This is a genomic window from Ensifer sp. D2-11 (assembly GCF_054161295.1).
Genome location: NZ_CP096434.1, coordinates 437763 through 458134 on the forward strand (window position 1 = coordinate 437763; position 20372 = coordinate 458134).

Below are 20372 nucleotides of genomic sequence, written 5' to 3' on the forward strand. Positions count from 1 at the left end.
CGACGTCGTGACGCCTTAACGCTGATGGCCGCGACCGTCGGCACGCTGCGGTCGATTGCCGCCGCCATTACGCTCGCCCGACTGTTCGCTCCCACGGCGGCCGGCCTGCTGCGGCCCGGGCCGCCCATGGTGCTTCTGCGCCTTGTGATTGCGGTGGCCCTCCGGCCGTCCGTCCGCCGGTCCATGCCCGGCAGAACGCTGGTCGCGGCGCTCGTGCGGGCGCTCGTCGCGCAGCAGTTCATCGCCGGCGAATCCGCCGGCTGCCGCCTGGCGCTGCGGCCGATCGCGGCGGGGTCCGCCCTGGCGCTGTCCTGCGCCATTGCCGCGAGGCTGGCCGTTACCACGAGGCTGACCGTTGCCGCGACCGCCACGTCCCTTGGAGGGGCGGGCCTGGTCGGCGGGCGCTTCGCCGCTGGCGACGGCGATCTGGATGCCCATCAGCTTTTCGATGTCACGCAACAGGCGGATTTCGTCCGGCGCGCAGAAGGCGATCGCGATGCCGTCGCGGCCGTTACGGGCCGTGCGGCCGATACGGTGCACATAGGCGTCGGGCACTTCCGGCAGGTCGTAGTTGTAGACGTGGGTGACGCCTGGAATGTCGATCCCGCGGGCGGCCACATCCGTCGCCACGAGCACGCGGATCTCACCGTCGCGGAATGCCTTCAGCGCGCGCTCCCGCTGGCCCTGGCTCTTGTTGCCATGGATCGAGGCGGCCTTGAAGCCGACATGGTCGAGATGCTTCATCAGCTTCTCGGCGCCATGCTTGGTGCGGCTGAAAATCAGCGACAGCCCATCGGGATTGGCAGTCAGCGTCTGCTTCAGGATCGTCGTCTTCAGGTCCTTGCCGGGGACGAAATGCACATATTGTTCGACCTTGTCGGCGGCCTTGCCCGGAGGCGAGACTTCGACCTTGACCGGATCGGTCAGGTATTCGCCGGCAAGCTCGGCAATCAGCTTCGGCATGGTTGCGGAGAAGAGCAGCGTCTGACGATTCTTCGGCACCAGCTTGGAAATCTTGCGCAGGTCGTGGATGAAGCCGAGATCGAGCATCTGGTCAGCCTCGTCGAGAACGAGGTAGCGAGCCTGTGTCAGCGTCACCGCCTTGCGAGAAACGAGGTCGAGCAGGCGGCCGGGGGTCGCGACGAGAATGTCGACGCCACGGGCGAGCTGTTCGGTCTGCTTGTTGATCGAAACGCCACCGACGACGAGGCCGATCTTGAGCGGGCTCTTCTTTACGAAAAGCTTCAGGTTGGCCGCGATCTGGTTCACCAGTTCGCGGGTGGGGGCGAGTACGAGCGCGCGGATGTTGCGCGGATCGGGACGTCTGCCATCGGCGACGAGCTTTTCGATCATCGGCAGGCCGAAAGCAGCGGTCTTGCCGGTGCCCGTCTGCGCAAGGCCGATGAGGTCATGGTCTTTCAGGACCAGCGGAATGGCTTGAGCCTGGATGGGAGTCGGCTTTTCGAAACCATTGGCGGAGAGTGTCGCCACGATGTGCTCGGAGAGGCCAAGCTCTTTGAAAGTGGACAATGCATATACCTTTCGGGGCGCCAAACGCTCTCGCCGGAACGGCAGGATGCGGTTCCGGTGTCATCTGGCGTCAAGAACCCCGCGTGAATTGGGAACTTGTGGGTTAATAGAAAATCGTCAGGCGCCTGTGCTGCCGCGGAGGGCGGCGATGTTTCGCGCTTTTCCTTCTTCACGGCTTCGAAGTGATGCCGAGGGCGCGCTCACGCGGCGGCCGGAAGGTGACGCAGGCCTTAGATCGTTGTTTTGCGCCGGAAAGTCAAGCTGCATCTTTTCGCAGCTGCGAAGGCAGCGCCGTCTTACACGCCGGCAGGCGCAAACCGTTGCCCCGGCGAAGGCCGAATGAGCACACGCCGAGATCCGCGGCGATAGCCGGCAAAGAAGCAGCGCGTCACGTATGTTCCCCTTGCAGAAGAGGGGCCTGAGCGTACAATCTTGCCGCTTGGCCTCGCCGATTGTCGGCTGCCGACGGGCTGGTGATGCGAGCAGGCCACGGCGACACGGAATGCGCGGATATTCGGTGGCAAGGAACCTGACGCGGCTTCAGCCGTTCTGTCCGTGAGCCTCGCCAACCTATCTGCCATCGACACGGGGAGACAATAGTGCGGAACCGGATCTGGATACTGACAGCCGATGGAAACACGGCGCGCATCGTGAAGGACGTGAACCTGCTGAAGGATGGCAGGCAGCAGCCGGAGGAGGAGACATTCCAAATCGAGACCAAGCGTCGTCAGGACATCATGGCCGACAGGCCCGGACGCAGCCATTCGTCGGTCGGTCACGGCCGCTCGGCGATGGAGTATAGCAGCGACCCCGTACGGGAGGAGCAGCATCGCTTCGCCATGGAGATCGCCGGGAAGCTCGACCACTATGCCCACGACCATGCCTTCGAGAACCTCGTGATCTGCGCGGCGCCCAGGACGCTCGGCGACCTGAGGAAGCTGCTCTCGCACCAGGTCAAGGAAAAGACACTTGCCGAAATCGACCGCAATTGCGTCGCCGTCCCCACCGATCAGTTGATCGCGACGGTCAAGTCCGTGGTCTTTCCGGGATAAGCCCGCCCGGATCCGGGAAATCAGGATTTGTCGCCGCGCAGCATCTCCCGCTTGCCGGCAAAGCCGGGGCGGCGCTCGACCGTGAAGCCCGCGGCCGTCAGGTTGCGGCGGACGAAGCCGGCTGCGGCATAGGTCGCGAAGCTGCCGCCTGAGACGGTCCTGTCGAACACCAGCCGCATCAGCTCTTCCGACCACATGTCCGGATTGCGCGAGGGGGCGAAACCGTCGAGATACCAGGCGTCGAAGTCCGGAGGCGACGCTGAAACGCCGTCGAGCGCCGCGCCGATCACGACGGTGAGCCGTACCTGCCCGGTAAAGGCGATGTCTACCTGGCCGGCCGGGTTCGTGGGCCAATTGGCAACGAGCGCCTGACGCTCCTCGTCGATTTCCTGCCAATGCGCCAGCGCGCGTTCGATCTCGCCGGTTTGCATGGGAAAGCGCTCGAAGGAAACGAAATGGAGGCTCCCCGCCGCGGGCGACTGTTTCCATCGGCGCCAGGTTTCGCAGAAATTGAGCCCCGTGCCGAAGCCGAGTTCGCCGATCGTGAATGTGCCGCCCGCTTCCCAGCGTTCCGGCAGCCGGTTGCCGGCAAGAAAGACGTGGCCGCATTCGAGCCGCCCGTCGGTGCGGCAATAAAAGTGATCGCCAAATTCCTTCGAATAGGGCATATCGCCCTCGTGCCATTCGAGGTTTTGCCGCGAGGGTGAAGGGCTCTGGCCGGGATCGGTTCCTGTCATGGTGAACCCGATAATTCTCCGGCCCGGGAAGGTCAATCGATGTGCGAAGTTTTGATCGTGGGCGGCGGCGTCATGGGGCTCTGGGCCGCCGTGATGGCTGCCCGCGCCGGCTTCACGACGCGGCTTCTCGAGCGCAGGCTGATCGGTTCCGGCGCGAGCGGCGGTCTCCTCGGCGCGCTCATGCCGCATATGCCCGACCGCTGGAACGACAAGAAGCAGTTCCAGTTCGATGCCCTGGTGTCGCTCGAAGGCGAGATCGCCGCCCTTGAAACAGCCACGGGCCTCTCGGCAGGCTATCGTCGCTCTGGCCGTGTCATGCCCCTTGGCAAGCCGCATCTGCGGGAGATCGCCCTTGGTCGCGAGCAGGATGCGGCGCAGAATTGGCACACTCCGGCATGCCGCTTTCATTGGCAAGTCCGCGACGCCGATGCACTCGGTTGGCCGACTGCCGATGCGGCGCCCTTCGGTGTCGTCTATGACACGCTGGCCGCCCGGCTGGCGCCGCGCAGCCTGCTTGCGATGCTGCGGGTCGCATTGGAGCAATTTCCGCATGTCCGGCTCGAGGAAGGGGCGGAAGTCGTCTCGCTCGATCCGGCGCGCGGCCGGATTTCACTCGCGGACGGGCGCGATTTGACCTGCGATCGCCTGATCCTCGCCGCGGGCGTCGAAAGCTTCTCCTTCATCGACGGTTTGACCGAGCCGCGGCGGGCACCGAGCGGCGGTGCGGTCAAAGGCCAGGCGGCGCTGCTTCGCGCCGATATCGATCCGGCTTTGCCCATCATCTTTGCCGACGGGCTGTATGTCGTCCCGCATGAAAGCGGCCAGGTGGCGGTCGGCAGCACGAGCGAGAACCGGTTCGAGGAACCCTATTCCACCGATGGCCAACTCGATGCCCTGCTTGCCCGCGCAACGGCTCTTGCGCCCGCTTTGCGCGGCGCCCCGGTGGTCGAGCGCTGGGCGGGCCTGCGCCCCAGATCTACGGGGCGCGAACCCATGGTCGGCCGTCACCCCGATCACGAAAGGGTCTTCGTGTTGACGGGCGGCTTCAAGGTGAGCTTCGGACTGGCGCATGCTCTGGCGCGATCCGCGGTCGACGAGATTGCCGGCCGTCCAGCCAGCGCGCTCCCCGAAACTTTCCAATGTGCGCACCACATTGCGGCATTGCGATAGGCGAGGCGGCTTCACGACCCCGTCATGGCCTGCGCAATTCGTCAATCTGTCACGCAAATCACTTAACACGCCGTCATTGGATCTCGAACGGGATGCGGGCGGAGCGCACGTTTCCCTATTCCGCTTTCACGGACTTCCGGAGCTTGCGCCATGCGCTATGCGATCTGTTTCACCCCGCCGATGGGAGACCCGCTTTCTGCGGCGGCTGCCAGTTGGCTCGGCCGCAGCGTCTATTCCGGGGAGGCCGTGGAACTGCCGTCGATTGCCGGCCTTGCGGTTTCGGAGATGGCCTTTTACACGGCCGTTCCACGCCGCTTCGGCTTTCATGCAATGATCATGGCGCCCTTCCGCCTGAGGCCGGACATGGACGAAGCGCAATTGCTCAAGGCCATGATGCTTTTCACGAGCGGGGAGACGCCGTTCCAGATCGACCGGCTGGAGGTTGCGCGCCTCAGCCAGTGCTGGGGGTTGATGCCAGAGATGCCCAGCCAGTCGATGCATCTGCTCGCCGCCCGAGTCCTGCAGGCGCTCGACCGGTTTCGCGCTCCGCTGAGTGAGGACGATATCGAGCGGGCGGACCCGGACAGGCTCACGGCTCCGCAATTCACCAACCTGCATCGCTGGGGCGATCCCCATGTGATGGACGAATATCGTTTCCACATGCCGCTGACCGGCCCTCTGAACGCCGATGTGGGGCGGCGGGTTGAGGCCCCCTTGCGCGGATTGTTCGAACCGCTGCTGACCGAGCCGCTCCTGATCGGCAGCCTCGCCCTGTTCATCGAGCACGAGCCCGGAGCGCCGATGCGCGTGCATTCGCAGCATCCGCTTGGAAAGATTTCCGCGCGCCCGCGGGCCAAGGCAGGACTCTCGATCGGGCAGCGCCCCGGCACGGACACTCTTGCCACGCCGCCGGTCGCGGTGACCGCCTCGCTCCCCGGCAGGCCGTAACCTCGGAATCGCCATTTTTCTCATCTCGACAATCCGGTGCGGGATGCTACCGTTCCGGAAAAGTCGAAGGGTGAAATCATGTCCGAGAATTCCTATCCGCGCGACCTCGTCGGTTACGGGCGCAGGCCGCCTGAGGTGCGTTGGCCGGGCGACGCCAATATCGCCGTGCAGTTCGTGCTGAACTATGAGGAGGGCGGCGAAAGCTGCATTCTCGACGGCGATCCGGCGTCCGAGTGTCTGCTGTCGGAGATCGTCGGCGCTCAGCCATGGGCTGGACAGCGCAACCTCAATATGGAGTCGATCTACGAGTATGGCGCCCGCGCCGGCTTCTGGCGGTTGTGGCGGATGTTCACGAGCCGGGGCGTGACGCTGACGGTCTATGGCGTGACGCTCGCCATGGCACGCAATCCGGAAGCCGTCGCCGCCATGAAGGAGGCGGGCTGGGAGATCGCCAGCCACGGCCTGCGCTGGCTCGAATACAAGGACGTTCCGGAAGACATCGAGCGCCAGCACATCCGCGAGGTCGTGCGGCTGCACACCGAACTGACCGGCGAGCGTCCGCTCGGCATCTACCAGGGCAAGCCCTCGGCAAATACGCTGAAACTCGTGCTGGAGGAGGGCGGTTTCCTCTATTCCTGCGATTCCTACGCGGACGAGCTTCCCTATTGGGTCCCCGGACCGACGCCCGGCAATCCGCATCTCATCATCCCCTATACGCTCGACGCCAACGACATGCGCTTTGCGACCAATCAGGGCTTCAATTCCGGCGACCAGTTCTTCACCTATCTCAAGGACACGTTCGACGTGCTCTATGCGGAGGGCAGGGAAGGCAGCCCGAAGATGATGAATATCGGCCTGCACTGCCGTCTGGTCGGGCGGCCCGGTCGCGCCGCGGCGCTTGCGCGGTTCATCGACTATGTGATGTCCCACGACAAGGTCTGGGTGCCGCGCCGCATCGACATCGCGCGCCACTGGTACGAACACCACAAGCCCAACGGTACGCGCTGATGTCGGAGCGCGACGATTTCATCCGGCGCTTCGGCGGCATCTTCGAGCACTCGCCCTGGGTCGCGGAACGCGCCTATGATCGCGCGGCTTCTTCCGGATTGACCGCTGGCAACGTCCATTCGGCGCTCTGCAACGCCTTCCGCGCGGCTTCCCCGGCCGAACGGCTTCGGGTATTGCGGGCTCATCCTGATCTTGCAGGCAAGCTGGCGGTGGCGGGCGAGCTCACGGCCGATTCGAAAGCCGAGCAGGCGTCTGCCGGTCTCGACCGGCTCTCCCCCGAAGAGCATTCGCGCTTCACCGGGCTGAACACGACCTACACCAAGAAATTCGGCTTTCCCTTCATCATCGCGGTGAAGGGGCTGACGAAGGAAGACATCCTCGCCGCTTTCGAGAGGCGCATTGACAATTCCAAGGAAGAGGAATTTGAAACGGCCTGTGCCGAGGTGGAGCGGATCGCCCGCCTGCGGCTCCGATCCATGCTTCCGGGAGACGACAATGCCTGACACCATTCCTGATCTGTCCGTCTGTGCGGCCGGGACGCCACGTTTCGCGTCCGGGCCTTCGCGCGTCAACGCGCAGAGAGCCGGAACGGCAGGCTGATGTCGCATATGCTTTCGATCGAGCCTCTGACCAGGGAGGCTTTCGCGCCGTTCGGCAGCGTCATCGAGGTCGACCCGGCCTCGATGCGCTTCATCAATGGCGGCAATACCGAACGGTTTCACGCGCTCGCGCGCGTCGATGCGGCGGGAGAGGGTGCCGGCGTCATCATCAACATCTTTCGCGGGCAGCCCCGGGTATTTCCCTATTCCGTGACGATGATGGAGCGCCATCCGCTCGGCAGCCAGAGCTTTTCGCCGCTCCGGGACCGGCCGTGGCTGGTTGTAGTCGCCGAGGATCAAGGCGACCGTCCGGGCCGGCCGAGGGTCTTCATTGCGGATGGCAGGCAGGGCGTCAACTACGGCCGCAATGTCTGGCATCATCCGCTGATGTCAGTGGGCGCCGTCAGCGAGTTCATCGTCGTCGACCGCGAGGGGCCGGGCAACAACCTGGAAGAGTTCCACTACGACGAGGCTTTCGTCATTCCCGATCCATCAAGCGGGGAATTGCGATGAGCAAGACCTACTCACGGATTTGTAAAGAAATCCAGGACGCCAAAGAAAACGACATAAGCTATTGGAGCATGTATAAGTATCCTAGCCCAGTTCGGAATCGATAAACCTGTATAGTCTATAATGTAGTCGACTATCGTCAAAGAGATAATAACCAGTAAAACAGAAAGCAAAGGATACCAGGTCATCGGCTCATCCAGCTCCCGGTAACGGCAAGTCGCGCTTCTGCCACATTCATCGCTCTGCATCTGTAGGTTGTCAAATTATATTTCGGTTTTTTAGCCGTTGTGTCAACCTTTCGATAGAGGGTTTTCAATGTTTCATGGAAACACTGAGCGCTCCAAGAATCTAAAAGCTGCGCACTTCCAGACGGAAAGCCGTTACAACGCTTTCCCTGGAAGTGCTCTATATGCGCGGGTCGTAAATCGTAAAGAGGTATGTCGGCCGCCAGCTCTGAAATCCAAATCTACTGCATGTTTCCTTTAATCGTATCCGATTAAAGGACAAAAACATGCAGCAGATCAAAGTGCTACAGCGACCTTTGCGCGTCTGATAAGACGCGCGGCGCTGTAGTCGAAGCGTTCGGCTTTCCATGGCGCGCACCCGGAGGCGGCAGCCGCAATAAAGGCGGCCAGGCGCCAGCGGAAGAAGGTCCGGAGCGCCGGCGCCGGTCCGGGCGCACGGTGTTCCAGCCGAGTCAGGGCAAATGTCGTCACAGTGCCGGAAACAGCGCTTTTCCGCGTTCGCCAATGATGTTCCTGTCAGCCTCGCGCAGGAACCCGGCGGAAACGAGCGCCGCTTTCTGCGGACAGCGCGGCCCGCGATGCAGGACAGGGGTTGCTTCTCGAAGGAAGAGAAGGCTAGCTTCCTCCACAATCACAGGACTTGCGAGAGGGAGATGCATGAGCAAGTCAGGCCGCCTGACGACCCACGTTCTCGACACCGCGCTCGGCAGACCCGCCCACGGGCTGAAGATCGATCTCTACCGGCTCGAAGGCGATGCGCGGCACCTGATCCGTACGGTCCATACCAATAGCGACGGCCGTGTCGATGGACCGCTCATGGAGGGGGCCGGGTTCGCGACCGGGACCTACGAACTGGTCTTCCATGCCGGCGACTATTTTAGGTCCGCGGGCGTGAAGCTTCCGGACCCCGCCTTTCTCGAACTCGTTCCCCTGCGCTTCGGCATTGCAGATGCCGACAGCCACTACCATGTGCCGCTGCTGCTCTCGCCTTACGGCTATTCCACGTATCGCGGCAGTTGATAACGCGTCGGCGGAAAAGCACGCTGGCAGACGTGACGGATGAAGACCAGGACCCCCGAAGCCTCTGCAAGTACTTAGAGTCTGTAGACAACTCATGGCTACGCATCGCTTCGGCGAGCAGGCGCCATGCGCTGCATCTCAAGTCAGGGTCATGCCGCCATCGACATGAAGCTCGACCCCATTGACAAAGCTTCCCGCATCGGAGGCGAGGAAAAGTGCGGCGCGCGCCAACTCTTCCGGCCGGCCAAGCCGGCCCGCGGGGATCAAGGAAGCCATGCGGTCTTCGAAAGCCGGCCGCTCGGCCTCCGATACGCCCAACTTGGCGAGGATTTCGGTCTCGACCGGTCCCGGGCTCAGGATGTTTACGCGAATCCTGCGCGACTTGAATTCGAGTGCCCAGTTTTTAGCAAAGGCGGCGGTTGCTGCCTTTGAACCGGCATAGACGGTGTGATCCGGAAGAATTTTAGTGGCCGCGAGCGAGCTTGTAACGATGATGCTTCCACCGTCGCGAATGAGAGGGGCGATCGTCTGCACGCCGAAAAACACGCCGCGCGTATTGATTGCGAAATGCCGGTCATAGTCTTCCGGAGTCACCTCCGCGGAGGGAGTGAGATTGATGACCGCAGCATTGGCCATGTAGATGTCGTCCGCCAGCCTGCGATGGTCGCCAAGGTCGGCCGCGTCGCCCACGAAGCCGATGGCCGACGGACCGATTTCTTGCACGGCGCGATCGACAACATCCCGTCGCCGTCCGGTAATGATGACCTTCGCCCCTTCTTCCGCGAACAGACGAGCAGTCGCCTTGCCGATCCCGCTATTACCGCCGGTGATGACGGCGACCTTGTCTTTGAGGTGGTGCATTGTTTATCTCCTTTCGACTGGAAACTAGATAAACGGCGCCGCCCGGGATAATTAGATCATGGGCGGGCACATGAGCTGTGCCGCGGAGGCGCAATTGCCGAACCTTCTCAACGAAATTTCCGGGTTGATGGCTTTTGTGCGGACGGTAGAGGCCGGATCGTTCAGCGCTGCGGCCCGCGACCTGGGAACAACACCGTCGGCGGTGTCGAAAGGTGTTGCACGCCTCGAAAAGAAAATCGGTACCCGGCTCTTCCTGCGATCCACGCGCGCCCTGATGCTTACCCAGGATGGTCAGTTGTTCTTCGACCGCGTTGCGCCGCTGTTGCGGGACTTGGGGGCAAGTGAAGAGGCGATCAGATCAGACATTGCACCCTCCGGCCGCTTGCGCATCAGCATGCCGAACGAAATGGCCCCCCTGTTGCTGCCTCGTCTCTTCGGAAGTTTCGCAGCCGACTATCCGAACCTGCATATTGAAGTCGGACTGACAGACCGGTTTGTCGATCTGATCAGGGAGGACTACGATGTCGCGTTGCGCGTCGGGAATTCCGCTCCGGGGGATTATATGGTTCGTCATCTGGCTGACCTGCCGATGACGATTGTCGGGTCTCCGGCCTTTCTGAAAACCTGGGGAAATCCTGCGACCGCCGAAGCGCTGGCAGCTCTGCCCTTCGCCCGCTATGCGCTGGGCGGCATCACTCAGCCAATGCGTCTGCCGGACGGGAGGAGTTTCATACCCTCGGGGCGCGTCGATTGCGACTCAGGAACCGCACTCATTCAGGCTGCGCTCAGTGGGCTCGGAGCGGCCTATCTTTTGCGGTGTCTGGTAGCGAAAGACCTGGAAGGAGGCAGGCTTGTTGCACTCGCGACAGGTTTTTCGTTCCCCAGCGCTCCATTTAGTGCCCTGCACGCCTTTGGAGGCACGGTGCCGTTGCGTGTAAAACTCGTCTGCGATTTTATCGCCCGAGAGGCAAAAGCCATCGCCGTAATCTGAGCAGCCGATGCCGGTTGGTCAAACTCCTGCTTCCGCCCTCTCGCGCACCGTCGGGGGCAAGGTCTCCCATACCCTGATCAGTTCGCCGATGGAACGGACCTCCATCTTACGCATTACGTTGGCACGGTGCAGCTTGACCGTGACCTCGCTGATGCCAAGGTCGAAGGCGATTTGCTTGTTGAGGCGTCCGCGCGTCACCACCTCGCGCAGGACTTCCCGTTCGCGCCGCGTCAGTGTCTTCAAACGTTCAACATTGCGCTTGACCACGATCGCTTCCGCTCGCCGGGTTTGATCCAACGCGATAGCGGCTATGACCGCATCGAGCAACGTCCGGTCCGACACGGGCTTGGTAAGGAAATCCACCGCGCCGTCCTTCATCGCTTGAACCGTCATCGGGATGTCGCCGCGACCGGTCAGGAAAATGATGGGCTTGGCAATGCCGCGCTCGGCCAGATGGTGCTGGAGATCGAGCCCGCTTTCTCCTGGCATGTGGACGTCAAGAATCAGGCAGCCCGGGCCATCCAATATGTCAACGGCGTTGAGCAGTTCCTGCGTCGAGGCGAAACTGACGGGCTGGAAGCCCGCCGAGAGGATCAACTCGGACAAACCCTCGCGCACGGCTGCGTCGTCATCGACGACGACGACAATTGGTTCGGCTGAACCTTTTTTGCGTTGTGATAACAGGGGGGCTGATGTTCCAGCCGACTGGCTAAGTCTCATGTCACCCTCTATCTCTCGATTTTCGCAACGCCCTGCAAACAGCGACCAGCAGGTCAGGAGCGTCGAAGGGCTTGCGGAAAAAGCCGTTAACGCCCTGGGCGCCACCCTGGTCAGCGATTTCGTGGCGACCTGTAGTCAGGAATACCGGCAACTCCGGACACGCACTCTTCACCCGGTCACGAAGTTCGAAGCCATTTATGCCGGGCATCCCGATGTCGGTTATGAGCAGGTCCAGATTCGATAGTCCGTGATCGAGCAGGCCACTCGCCGAGCCAAAGCAACAGGCGGTATATCCAGCGGATTCCAGAAGCTCTTCCAGCGAGTCAAGCAGCCTTGGATCGTCGTCGACAACCGCGATCATCGGTCTTGTTTTGTGCATGTCGGGAATGCCTCCTGCATCGTACGCTCCAGGAGTTCGCCGAGCGCCCCCTCGATGCTGCTGCGTCGTCGACAATGAAAGCACATACCCCGTCGTCATGTCGCCCCCTTCGCTACAATTGGTAAGGTGAAAACGAACCTCGCGCCGCGCGGTTCGTTTCTCTCCGCCCACAAACGTCCGCCGTGTGCTTCGACGATCGAGCGACTGATGGCGAGACCCATGCCCATTCCATTTTCCTTCGTCGTGAAGAAAGGCTCGAAAATGCGCTCGGGAAACGCGATCCCGTTTCCGTTGTCGCCTATCTCGATCCGCACTTCGTCGTCCACCTGATGCATGTGCACATCGACAGTTTTGTTGTCCTCAACGGGATCCATTGCCTCCATGCCGTTGCGAATGAGATTGACGAGGACCTGCTGTACCTGGATCCGGTCGACTTTAACCGGCGAAAGGTTTGTTTCCACGTCGATGTTGAGCCGGATGCGACGTCGCAAGGCTTCGGCGGCGATCAGACTACACGCTTCCGAGATAACGTCCGAAAGAACCAGAATGCGTCTATTCTCCACCGACTGCTTGAAGAGGGCTCGAATCCGGCTGACGACGTCCGCCGCTGACTTGGCGTCGCGGATGACGCGTTCGGTCGTGATCTTGGCGCGTTCGATGTTGACGGGGTCTGCCGAAAGCCATCGGTAGCATGCGTGCGAATTGGCGACGATCGCCGCCAAGGGTTGGTTTACTTCATGTGCGATGGAAGCCGACAGTTCGGCAAGGCTCGCTGCCTGGCCGGCGCGCTCAAGCCGTTCTTGTGCCAGTCGCAATTCTTCCTGCATCCGAACCTCTCGGTCGACATCCAGACAAATAACATTCCATTGCACGATGGCGCCTTTCTCGTCGCGCATCGGCGCCGCGCGCGTCTCGATCCAGCGATATTCGCCGTCGAAACGCCGCAGACGATGTTTTCTGCGATAAGGTTCTCCGCTTTCCAACGAACGCGCATACTGCTCCTTGACGCCCGCAAGGTCATCCGGATGGACGCCGGCATCGAGCGTTGCATCCAGTCGGGATTTCGCCCCGCCGTCGAGTTCTTCAAGCTCATAACCAAGGAAATCACGGAGCTGCTGGCTTCGATAGACCGGCTCCCCATTTGGCGCAGCGCAATCGATCATGGCCGGCAGGGTTTCCACCAGTTGCCAGAGGAAGCGTTCCCTCTCGCGCAATGCCTCCTGCGCGCGCATCTCCTCTTCGATGTCGATTGAAGCAAAGTACCACTGTACGATCGGGCCGTCCGCACTCCGCAAAGGCTGAGCGCGCGCCTCAATCCAGCGATAGTTGCCGTCCTTCAGGCGCCGGCGAAACCGATTGACGAAGGGTTGGCCGGTCGCAAAGCCTTGCCTTGCCCGTGCAAACATTGTTGGAAAGTCGTCGGGGTGAGCCACTTCCCGGGCCAGTGCATCGAAATCCTTGATCTGCGCCCCCGGCGCGCCAGCCTGATCCTGATATCGCTTGCTGACATAGGTCAGTTCGCCCGTTGGCGCGAAGCTTAAGGTGCTGAAGGGCACGGCCTCGATCATCTGCTCCAGCTGCTGCTTGCTGTTCCGCAGCGCTTCTTCCACCTGCATAATGTCGTCGATGTCGTGCGAGAGGCCGTACCACTGGAGGATACGTCCCTCCTCATCGCGCATCGGCTCAGCGCTACCCTCCACCCAGCGATAGACGCCGTCGGCGCGTCGCAGTCGATACTTCATGGAGAATCGTTCGCCGGTCGCAACGCTGTGAAACAACGCGTTGCTCATGCGCGTTTCGTCGTCCGGATGCACGACAGCGCCAATGATAGCAGCCAGAGGATGAACGCCTTCAACATTCGCGTTAACGACGTCCGGCCCCAGAAAATCGATCAGTCGCTGATTTAGAAAGTTCGGGACACCGTCGGGCGTCAACCGCCAGAGATAGCTGGGAACCATGTTCACGAGCTGCGAGAATTCCCGCTCGCGTGCGCGCAGAGCCTCTTCGGCCCTCTTCCGCTCTGTGATATCGATAAAGCCGACGAGGCTCTTGTCGGCAATGGCGCCGGGCTGGGCAGTGGCGAAAACGACGTCCATGACGCTGCCGTCCATCCGCGCCACTCTGGTTTCTTCCTGGAAGACCTCTTCGCCGCGATAGCGTGCTTCGATGGAGCGACGGATGGTGGCAAGGGCCGGCTGCCAGTAGCGAGTGATCGAGCCGCCCATTTCTTCCCGGCTGTTTGCGCGGAACATGTCGATGACATGCTGGTTGACCTCTTCGACCTCCAGCGCTTCCAGCGCGTGGCTGAGGAATTCGGGGTTCTCGTCAATGTAAGTTTCGAGACTGACGACGCCCTGTGCCCGCAATTCTTTGAACATCGGGATAAGCTTGCCTGCATCTATCTGGGCAAGACCGATCGGCATATAGTGGAAGAGTTCGCGGTAGCGACGCTCGCTCTGCTTGAGCGCCTCTTGCATTCGGACCTCATCATCGATGTCGATGGAGATTGCAAACCATTGCAAGATGGTTCCGCTGTCATCCCGCAAAGGTTCGGCCCTGCCATCGACCCACCGATAGGCGCCGTCCGCACGCCGCATGCGATATTTTATGGAGTACGGTTCGCCCGTAGCCAGGGACCGGCGAACGGCTTGCAGCAAGCTATCGGCATCATCGGGATGGACGAGGGTCTGCACGGCCGTCACCAGCCGGCTTGCATTCGGCTTTTCCAACTGTTGCAGGTCAAGCCCGAAGAAATCAGTAAGACGCTTGTTGAAGAACGTCGGCTCGCCTTCGGGGGTCAGCCGCCGGATATGAACTGGGACCATGTTCACGATCTGAGAGAGTTCCCGCTCTCTCTCCCGCAAGGTAGCCACGCTTTGTTGCAGATTCGACAATGCCAGTTGATGCTGGCGGGATATGGCGGCGACGATGAGCGCTGAAAATGCCGAAATTGCCAAGAAAAGCTGCAGCATGAACTGCTTGTGGCGCTGGGTCTCGTCGTCGCCGGCAAACGGGCTGGTTCCGGATATCGTGAATATCGCCGTGATCAGTGTGAGGAGGACCAGGACGACGACCGCACCCTTGACCTCGAAGCGCACCGCGGCCCAAAGAAGTGGCGGCATGATGATGTATGCAAAGGGTAAGTAGCCGCTGAGCGAAAGGGCGGCGACTCCAAGAAAAATCAGCCCAAGAACGCAGGCTTCTGCCAATCTGGCGGCCGAAAGCTCGGTCTTGTCGCGCCAGTTCTGGACCACGACAAATGCCAGCGGTGCAACGATCAAGACACCAGTGGCGTCTCCAATCCACCAGAGCGGCCAGGCGCCGGTGAAGGTTTGCGATAATATGCCGAACCAGGCGAGTGTCGCACTTCCGACGGTGGCGCTCACCACCGGTGCAACTCCAGCACCCAGCACGACGAAAGCGAGAACCTCCCGCAAGGTTTCCAATCGAATCGATCGCTTTAAGGCCCAATTGACCAGCGAGGCACCGATCACTGCCTCTAGGGCATTGCCGACATATATCAGCATGGCGGCAGGGAACGGGCTGTGGAACCACAGGACATTGCTTAGCATTTCGGCGAAACATCCCGCCAGAAGCCACCACGGCCAGCTCTGCCTTTGGACAAGAGCGAGCGTGGCAATGAAGAGCCCGCTAGGAGCCCAAAAGGAGATCCCGGTCCCAGGGACGATTGCCAGGGCGTGCGCAAAACCGCAGCCCAGGACGTAGGCTACGATAAAGAGAGCCAGATGCCGGGGGTGGGGACGATACGGCCAGATGAGCATCATCGGCTGCTCCGACAAAACAAATGAAACATAAGATCAACAGCGTTAGAGCGAATTAGCTTTGAGAGGGTGCTGGCGGTTATGCGCGCACCCTACTGCATGTTTCCTTTAATCGTATCCGATTAAAGGACAAAAACATGCAGCAGATCAAAGTGCTACAGCGACCTTTGCGCGTCTGATAAGACGCGCGGCGCTGTAGTCTGGCGGCTGTGCGGCCGCAACTTGCGGAAATCCATGTTTGGGCGCTCCTTGAGAAATAGCGCCGAGCCTCAATGGGCCCGCGACGTTGATCACGAAGGCTATGGGAAATGCCAAGCACCAGTTCGCCAGACGAGTGATGCCTCCTCAGGGCGATGATTTTCCGCGATGGTCGAAATCGAATGCCGGCGAAGCAGCAGAGCGCTGCGCAAATGACGATCCCAATGACCACGCCGGACATTTATCGCGCACGAGAATTCGACCGAGCGGCGACACCGGGCGATCGCCGCACGCGGATGCGTCAGCAGCAATAGCTCTACAGCGGCAGCAATCGTTCTGGCGCAGCCGCAGATCGCTTTCGATAGATCATTAGAGGACACACCGGCATCGAGTGTGTCGCGATCGACTTTCACCCCGCTTCCACCACGAAGCGGAAGCCATCCACGACATAGAACAGAGGAGCGTTCAAAGATGAACCAGATGAGCAGCAACACTCAGGAGGCAAGCATGAAACGGGAAAACGCCTCATATGTCGGTAGACCCGCACCCGAGGAGCTGGTGCCGTCACGCTACGCGGTGCAAATCGGCGAGATTGAAGTCCTGGTGATCAGCGATGGGGTGCTACCGCTTCCAACCGCGATGCTGGGCCATAACGCCGATCCGGCCGCCCGTGCCGCGTGGTTGGGCGACATGTTTCTGCCGCAGGACGCGTTCGACTGGGCGCTGAACGTCGTCGTGGTCCGTAGCGGCGAGCAGACCATTCTCATCGACGCAGGCCTGGGACTCGACCCCGACTTGAACTTGCCCCGTGCTGGGCAGCTGATGAAGCGGCTGGCGGCCGCCGGCATCGACCTCGCATCCGTGACCGACGTGGTACTGACCCACATGCACATGGATCACGTTGGCGGACTGCTGGTCGACGGGGTGAAGGAGCAGCTGAATCCGGACCTGCGGATCCACGTTGCCGCTGCCGAGGTCAAATTCTGGGAGTCGCCCGATTTCACCCACGCGGTCATGCCGGAGGGGTTCCCGGACGCGCTTCGGGCGGCCGCCAAGCGGTTCGTCAAAGATTATCAGAGCCACCTGCGGCTGTTCGAGGACGAGCGTGAGGTGGCGCCGGGCGTGGTCGTGTCTCGTACCGGCGGGCATACCCCGGGACACAGCGTGGTCCGCGTGGCATCGGGCAACGACCGTCTGATGTTTGCCGGCGACGCCGTGTTCGCGGTCGGATTCGACCACCCCGACTGGCACAACGGTTTCGAACACGACCCCGAGGAGGCAGCTCGCGTCCGCGTCCGGCTTTTACAGGAGCTGGCGGCGACCGGTGAACTGCTGGTGGCAACGCATATGCCGTTTCCTTCCGTCGGCCATGTCGCGGTCGATGGCGACACCTTTCGTTGGGTGCCGGTCTTCTGGGACTACTGACCGCTTGTGGAATTGAGGTCGAACCAGAACGTGCAACTTTGAAGGCCGTGTTCAGGACGGCCTTCAATCCCTGGCGTCAACGGGCTTTCTCAAATTCACCTATCGAGCGACGCGCACCGTATGGGCCCTCGCAAATGGAGCCTCTCATGAAAATCGTGATCATCGGCGGAACCGGCCTGATCGGTTCGAAGACTGCAGAGCGCTTGCGCAAGAAAGGGTATGAGGTCATTGCCGCTGCCCCGAAAACCGGCGTCAACACCCTCACCGGCGAGGGCTTGGCGGACGCACTGAGGAATACCGAGGTGGTTATCGACCTCGCGAACTCGCCCTCCTTCGAGGACAACGCCGTGCTCGAATTCTTTCAGAAAGCGGGCAGGAATCTGATGGCGGCGGAAATGACAGCCGGCGTAAAGCACCATGTCGCCCTCTCCATCGTCGGCGCAGATCGGCTGCCGGATAGCGGCTATCTTCGAGCCAAGATTGCTCAGGAAAAGATCATCCGGGCAGCCGGCATACCCTATACGATCGTGCGCTCCACACAGTTCATGGAGTTTCTCGGCGGTATCGCCGAGGCGGGCACGGTCAATGGCACTGCTCGCCTGTCGACGGGTTCGTTACAGCCGATAGCGTCCGAAGACGTCGCCGATTTCGTGACGGACGCGGCCCTTGCCGCGCCGGCTGACGACATCATCGAAATCTGCGGGCCCGAGCGCGCTCGTCTTTGCGATTTCGCCGCGCGCTATCTCAAGGCGATCGGAGATTCCCGCACCGTCATCGCAGATCCGGATGCCCGGTATTTTGGGACAAAACTGGAAGAGGGTTCACTCGTCTCCGACAAGCACCCTCGCGTCGGCCGTATCGGTTTCGATGAGTGGTTTGCGACGACACCCAGAAAGTAACGATCGGCGCACGGGCGGTCTATTGGGCAGCCCGGTGCCCCCAGTCACGAAAGGATGGAAGACATGATCAAGACATTGCATTTTGCCGTGGTGTTGGCGGCTCTCCTATCAGGGACGGCGCTCGCACATGATTCGTCAGGTGGCGATCAGGGCGCGAAGGTTACGCTCGTCTATGAGCATGAATTGCCGAACGTTCCTGGCAAGAGCGTGAAGGGCGTTCTCGTCGAGTACGCTCCGGGCGGCTTTTCGGAGGGCCATACACATCCAGTATCCGCCTTCATTTACGCTACCGTTCTCGAGGGCGCCATCCGCAGCCAGGTCAATGACGGTCCCGTTACAGTTTACAGCGCTGGTGAAAGCTTTTCGGAATTGCCAGGCGATCGCCACGGAGTCAGCGAAAACACCAGCACTACCAAGCCGGCAAAGCTGCTCGCCGTCTTTGTGGTCGATACCGCTGAAACGGAACTGACCTTCCCGATCAAGGAATAGACTATCAGGCCGGGCCTCCAGTGTTGGCGCCCGGCCGCGTCTTTGATTCAACCACAATCGAGGATTTGTGCCATGTTTGGTGATGACAACTCGGTACCGCTTGTCCTGGTCAACGTTCTGGGGGTTGCCGGGATCGTCGTCTGGCACATCCAGGGCGGCACCCGACCGACGGGCCGTCTGATCGCCCAGATTCTGTTCTTCAGCGTCATGAGCGTGGTGCTTTACCTTGGGGGTATCGCTCCGTATCGGCCTGATGCCGTCCATTTGCAGGGCATTGGAGCGCTGCTTTCAAAATCGGCCAGAATCCTGTGGTGGGCCCATCTCGCCTGGGCCGTCATCGGTTTCATCCAGATCTACGTCAGGTTGAACCGAAGGCCGCGGGAAGCACACCTCATCCAGGATATGGCCATTGCCGCCATCTATCTTGGTGTGGCGCTTTCCGTTATAGGTTTCGTCTTCGGCATGCCGGTCGGCACCTTGGTCACGACGTCGGGTGTCATCGCCGTTATCTTCGGCCTTGCGTTACAAAATACGCTCGGCGATGTCTTCTCCGGCATCGCGCTGACACTCGGCAGAGCCTATGCGATAGGGGACTGGATTGAGTTGACCGACGGAACCGAGGGCCGCGTCATCGAAACCAATTGGCGCTCCACCAACCTGTTGAGCGCTACGCACAATGTCGTCGTGCTGCCGAACAGCGTCTTGGCAAAGCAGGGCATGACAAATCTCAGCCGCCCCGACGAGACGCACCTGATCACGTTACGTGTGCGCGTCGCGGCAACGCAAAGGCCGCGCGTCGTCGAGGAAATCATGCGGTCCGCGCTGCAATCCAGTGTCCTGATCAATAAGAGCCCGCCGCCGGTCGCCGCCCTGAAAGCAATCGACGCCATCGCCATCGAAGTCGAGCTTCAATTCCGCGTAGACAACGTCGCAATTCGAACTCCTGCCAAGAATGAGATCGTCGACCTCCTTCATGACCGATGCGAAGCAAACGGGCTTTCGCTCGCTATACCGGCTGAAAGCCTTGCTTTCATGCCTCCACCGACCGACAGCCAATATCTGGCGACGCTCTCCTCCCGGCCGGTCCGGGTCACCGCCTCATAAGATCGTAGCCAGCTGTGGGTTCAGGCGCACTGGATGGACGTGAGGGATCGTTGAAATAGCTATCTCGCTTGCGACTCAGCTGACTATCCGGATGCTGTGGCATATCGTGCATCATACCCGAATGGGAGCAGATCGGATTCAAGGCAGATTTCGCCGGGATATTAGCCATGGGGAAAGCGCCATCATTCCCTAGATCACGATGTTTTTAGGTCGGGTCGACCCAAAAACATTGAACGTGATCGTTCCAAGAAGTTGATGCGCGGGATGCGGGCGGAAGACCGCACACACTTTTCCTCATCCCGCTCTAAGGCCTTGTTGAGATTTGGATTTCCTGCCGCGGCTTGTTTGATCTCCTCATCCCTGTGACAAGCACACCAGGGCATATACTGATCTCTCACGGGACCATTGCCTTGGGGCAGATAACCGGTTTTGACTTCGCATGCCCAAAACGATGCCACGGGCAGAACGCAGAAGCGGAAGCGAGGGCCCGCCGCAAATATTCTCCCCCCTTGTGGGGGAGATGGCCGGCAGGCCAGAGGGGGTCTGCTCTCCCGCTCGCCCATCAGGACTACGTGACGCAGTCGTATGACCGCATCTTCGGAATGCCGCAGGGTATCCTCCCGGCAAATCGTCTTCGGCGGCATGCAGAGTTTGGCGTTCAACCCCCTCTGGCCTGCCGGCCATCTCCCCCACAAGGGGGGAGAC

At 61.0% G+C, this 20372-nt stretch carries 19 protein-coding genes; 12 read left to right on the forward strand and 7 right to left on the reverse strand.

Going from position 1 to position 20372, the window contains the following annotated elements; all coding sequences use genetic code 11:
• Window positions 1-15 precede the first annotated feature (15 nt).
• Window positions 16-1530 (reverse strand): DEAD/DEAH box helicase, encoded by a 1515-nt coding sequence (locus M1D34_RS19295; RefSeq protein WP_015242907.1) that lies wholly within the window; start codon window positions 1528-1530, stop codon window positions 16-18.
• A gap of 599 nt (window positions 1531-2129) precedes the next feature.
• Here M1D34_RS19295 and M1D34_RS19300 point away from each other — a divergent pair.
• Window positions 2130-2582 carry a host attachment protein gene (locus M1D34_RS19300; protein ID WP_003535926.1) on the forward strand — a complete coding sequence of 151 codons (453 nt, stop codon included), beginning with the start codon at window positions 2130-2132 and terminating at the stop codon, window positions 2580-2582.
• Between the two features lie 20 nt (window positions 2583-2602).
• Here M1D34_RS19300 and mnmC2 read toward each other — a convergent pair whose 3' ends face one another.
• Window positions 2603-3319 carry a tRNA (5-methylaminomethyl-2-thiouridine)(34)-methyltransferase MnmC2 gene (gene mnmC2 / locus M1D34_RS19305; protein ID WP_127621656.1) on the reverse strand — a complete coding sequence of 239 codons (717 nt, stop codon included), beginning with the start codon at window positions 3317-3319 and terminating at the stop codon, window positions 2603-2605.
• A gap of 39 nt (window positions 3320-3358) precedes the next feature.
• On the opposite strand from mnmC2, the gene M1D34_RS19310 reads away from it, so the two are divergent.
• The 6 genes from M1D34_RS19310 to uraH all read left to right on the forward strand — a co-directional run bounded on the left by M1D34_RS19310 (window position 3359) and on the right by uraH (window position 8819).
• Window positions 3359-4489, forward strand: a complete 1131-nt coding sequence (locus M1D34_RS19310; RefSeq protein ID WP_153520088.1) for an NAD(P)/FAD-dependent oxidoreductase — start codon at window positions 3359-3361, stop codon at window positions 4487-4489.
• Between the two features lie 150 nt (window positions 4490-4639).
• Entirely contained in the window at window positions 4640-5437 is a 798-nt protein-coding gene (locus M1D34_RS19315) for a DUF1045 domain-containing protein (RefSeq protein ID WP_498783734.1), read from the forward strand.
• A 78-nt stretch (window positions 5438-5515) separates the two neighbouring features.
• Window positions 5516-6445, forward strand: coding sequence for an allantoinase PuuE (puuE, locus tag M1D34_RS19320; protein WP_027991814.1), 930 nt, complete (start codon window positions 5516-5518; stop codon window positions 6443-6445).
• The gene (gene uraD / locus M1D34_RS19325) at window positions 6445-6948 is read left to right on the forward strand and encodes a 2-oxo-4-hydroxy-4-carboxy-5-ureidoimidazoline decarboxylase (protein ID WP_010976000.1); all 504 of its coding nucleotides are present in this window, start codon (window positions 6445-6447) and stop codon (window positions 6946-6948) included. The genes puuE and uraD overlap by 1 nt, the downstream gene beginning before the upstream one ends.
• A 96-nt stretch (window positions 6949-7044) precedes the next feature.
• Window positions 7045-7557, forward strand: a complete 513-nt coding sequence (locus M1D34_RS19330; protein WP_498783737.1) for an ureidoglycolate lyase — start codon at window positions 7045-7047, stop codon at window positions 7555-7557.
• 899 nt (window positions 7558-8456) lie between these two features.
• Complete coding sequence (gene uraH, locus M1D34_RS19335) at window positions 8457-8819, forward strand: hydroxyisourate hydrolase (RefSeq protein ID WP_013850504.1); 363 nt, start codon at window positions 8457-8459, stop codon at window positions 8817-8819.
• Window positions 8820-8957: 138 nt separating this feature from the next.
• Here the strand turns inward: uraH and M1D34_RS19340 are convergent, their stop codons facing one another.
• Window positions 8958-9680 carry an SDR family NAD(P)-dependent oxidoreductase gene (locus tag M1D34_RS19340; RefSeq protein ID WP_498783739.1) on the reverse strand — a complete coding sequence of 241 codons (723 nt, stop codon included), beginning with the start codon at window positions 9678-9680 and terminating at the stop codon, window positions 8958-8960.
• 58 nt (window positions 9681-9738) lie between these two features.
• Between M1D34_RS19340 and M1D34_RS19345 the strand changes: the two genes are divergently transcribed.
• Window positions 9739-10671: a LysR family transcriptional regulator gene (locus M1D34_RS19345; protein WP_027991812.1), complete on the forward strand. Its 933-nt coding sequence runs from the start codon at window positions 9739-9741 to the stop codon at window positions 10669-10671.
• An 18-nt stretch (window positions 10672-10689) separates the two neighbouring features.
• Here the strand turns inward: M1D34_RS19345 and M1D34_RS19350 are convergent, their stop codons facing one another.
• The 4 genes from M1D34_RS19350 to M1D34_RS19365 all read right to left on the reverse strand — a co-directional run bounded on the left by M1D34_RS19350 (window position 10690) and on the right by M1D34_RS19365 (window position 16163).
• Complete coding sequence (locus tag M1D34_RS19350) at window positions 10690-11391, reverse strand: response regulator transcription factor (protein WP_127647372.1); 702 nt, start codon at window positions 11389-11391, stop codon at window positions 10690-10692.
• Between the two features lies 1 nt (window position 11392).
• The gene (locus M1D34_RS19355) at window positions 11393-11770 is read right to left on the reverse strand and encodes a response regulator (protein WP_027991811.1); all 378 of its coding nucleotides are present in this window, start codon (window positions 11768-11770) and stop codon (window positions 11393-11395) included.
• Between the two features lie 95 nt (window positions 11771-11865).
• The gene (locus M1D34_RS19360) at window positions 11866-15555 is read right to left on the reverse strand and encodes an MASE1 domain-containing protein (RefSeq protein ID WP_498783742.1); all 3690 of its coding nucleotides are present in this window, start codon (window positions 15553-15555) and stop codon (window positions 11866-11868) included.
• A gap of 296 nt (window positions 15556-15851) precedes the next feature.
• Window positions 15852-16163, reverse strand: coding sequence for a hypothetical protein (locus M1D34_RS19365; protein ID WP_498783744.1), 312 nt, complete (start codon window positions 16161-16163; stop codon window positions 15852-15854).
• A 58-nt stretch (window positions 16164-16221) separates the two neighbouring features.
• On the opposite strand from M1D34_RS19365, the gene M1D34_RS19370 reads away from it, so the two are divergent.
• From M1D34_RS19370 to M1D34_RS19385, 4 genes are all read left to right on the forward strand, one after another.
• Window positions 16222-17175 (forward strand): MBL fold metallo-hydrolase, encoded by a 954-nt coding sequence (locus M1D34_RS19370; RefSeq protein ID WP_498783746.1) that lies wholly within the window; start codon window positions 16222-16224, stop codon window positions 17173-17175.
• 146 nt (window positions 17176-17321) lie between these two features.
• Entirely contained in the window at window positions 17322-18074 is a 753-nt protein-coding gene (locus M1D34_RS19375; protein ID WP_498783748.1) for an SDR family oxidoreductase, read from the forward strand.
• 63 nt (window positions 18075-18137) lie between these two features.
• Entirely contained in the window at window positions 18138-18563 is a 426-nt protein-coding gene (locus M1D34_RS19380) for a cupin domain-containing protein (RefSeq protein ID WP_498784308.1), read from the forward strand.
• 72 nt (window positions 18564-18635) lie between these two features.
• Window positions 18636-19667, forward strand: coding sequence for a mechanosensitive ion channel family protein (locus tag M1D34_RS19385; protein WP_498783750.1), 1032 nt, complete (start codon window positions 18636-18638; stop codon window positions 19665-19667).
• Window positions 19668-20372 lie beyond the last annotated feature (705 nt).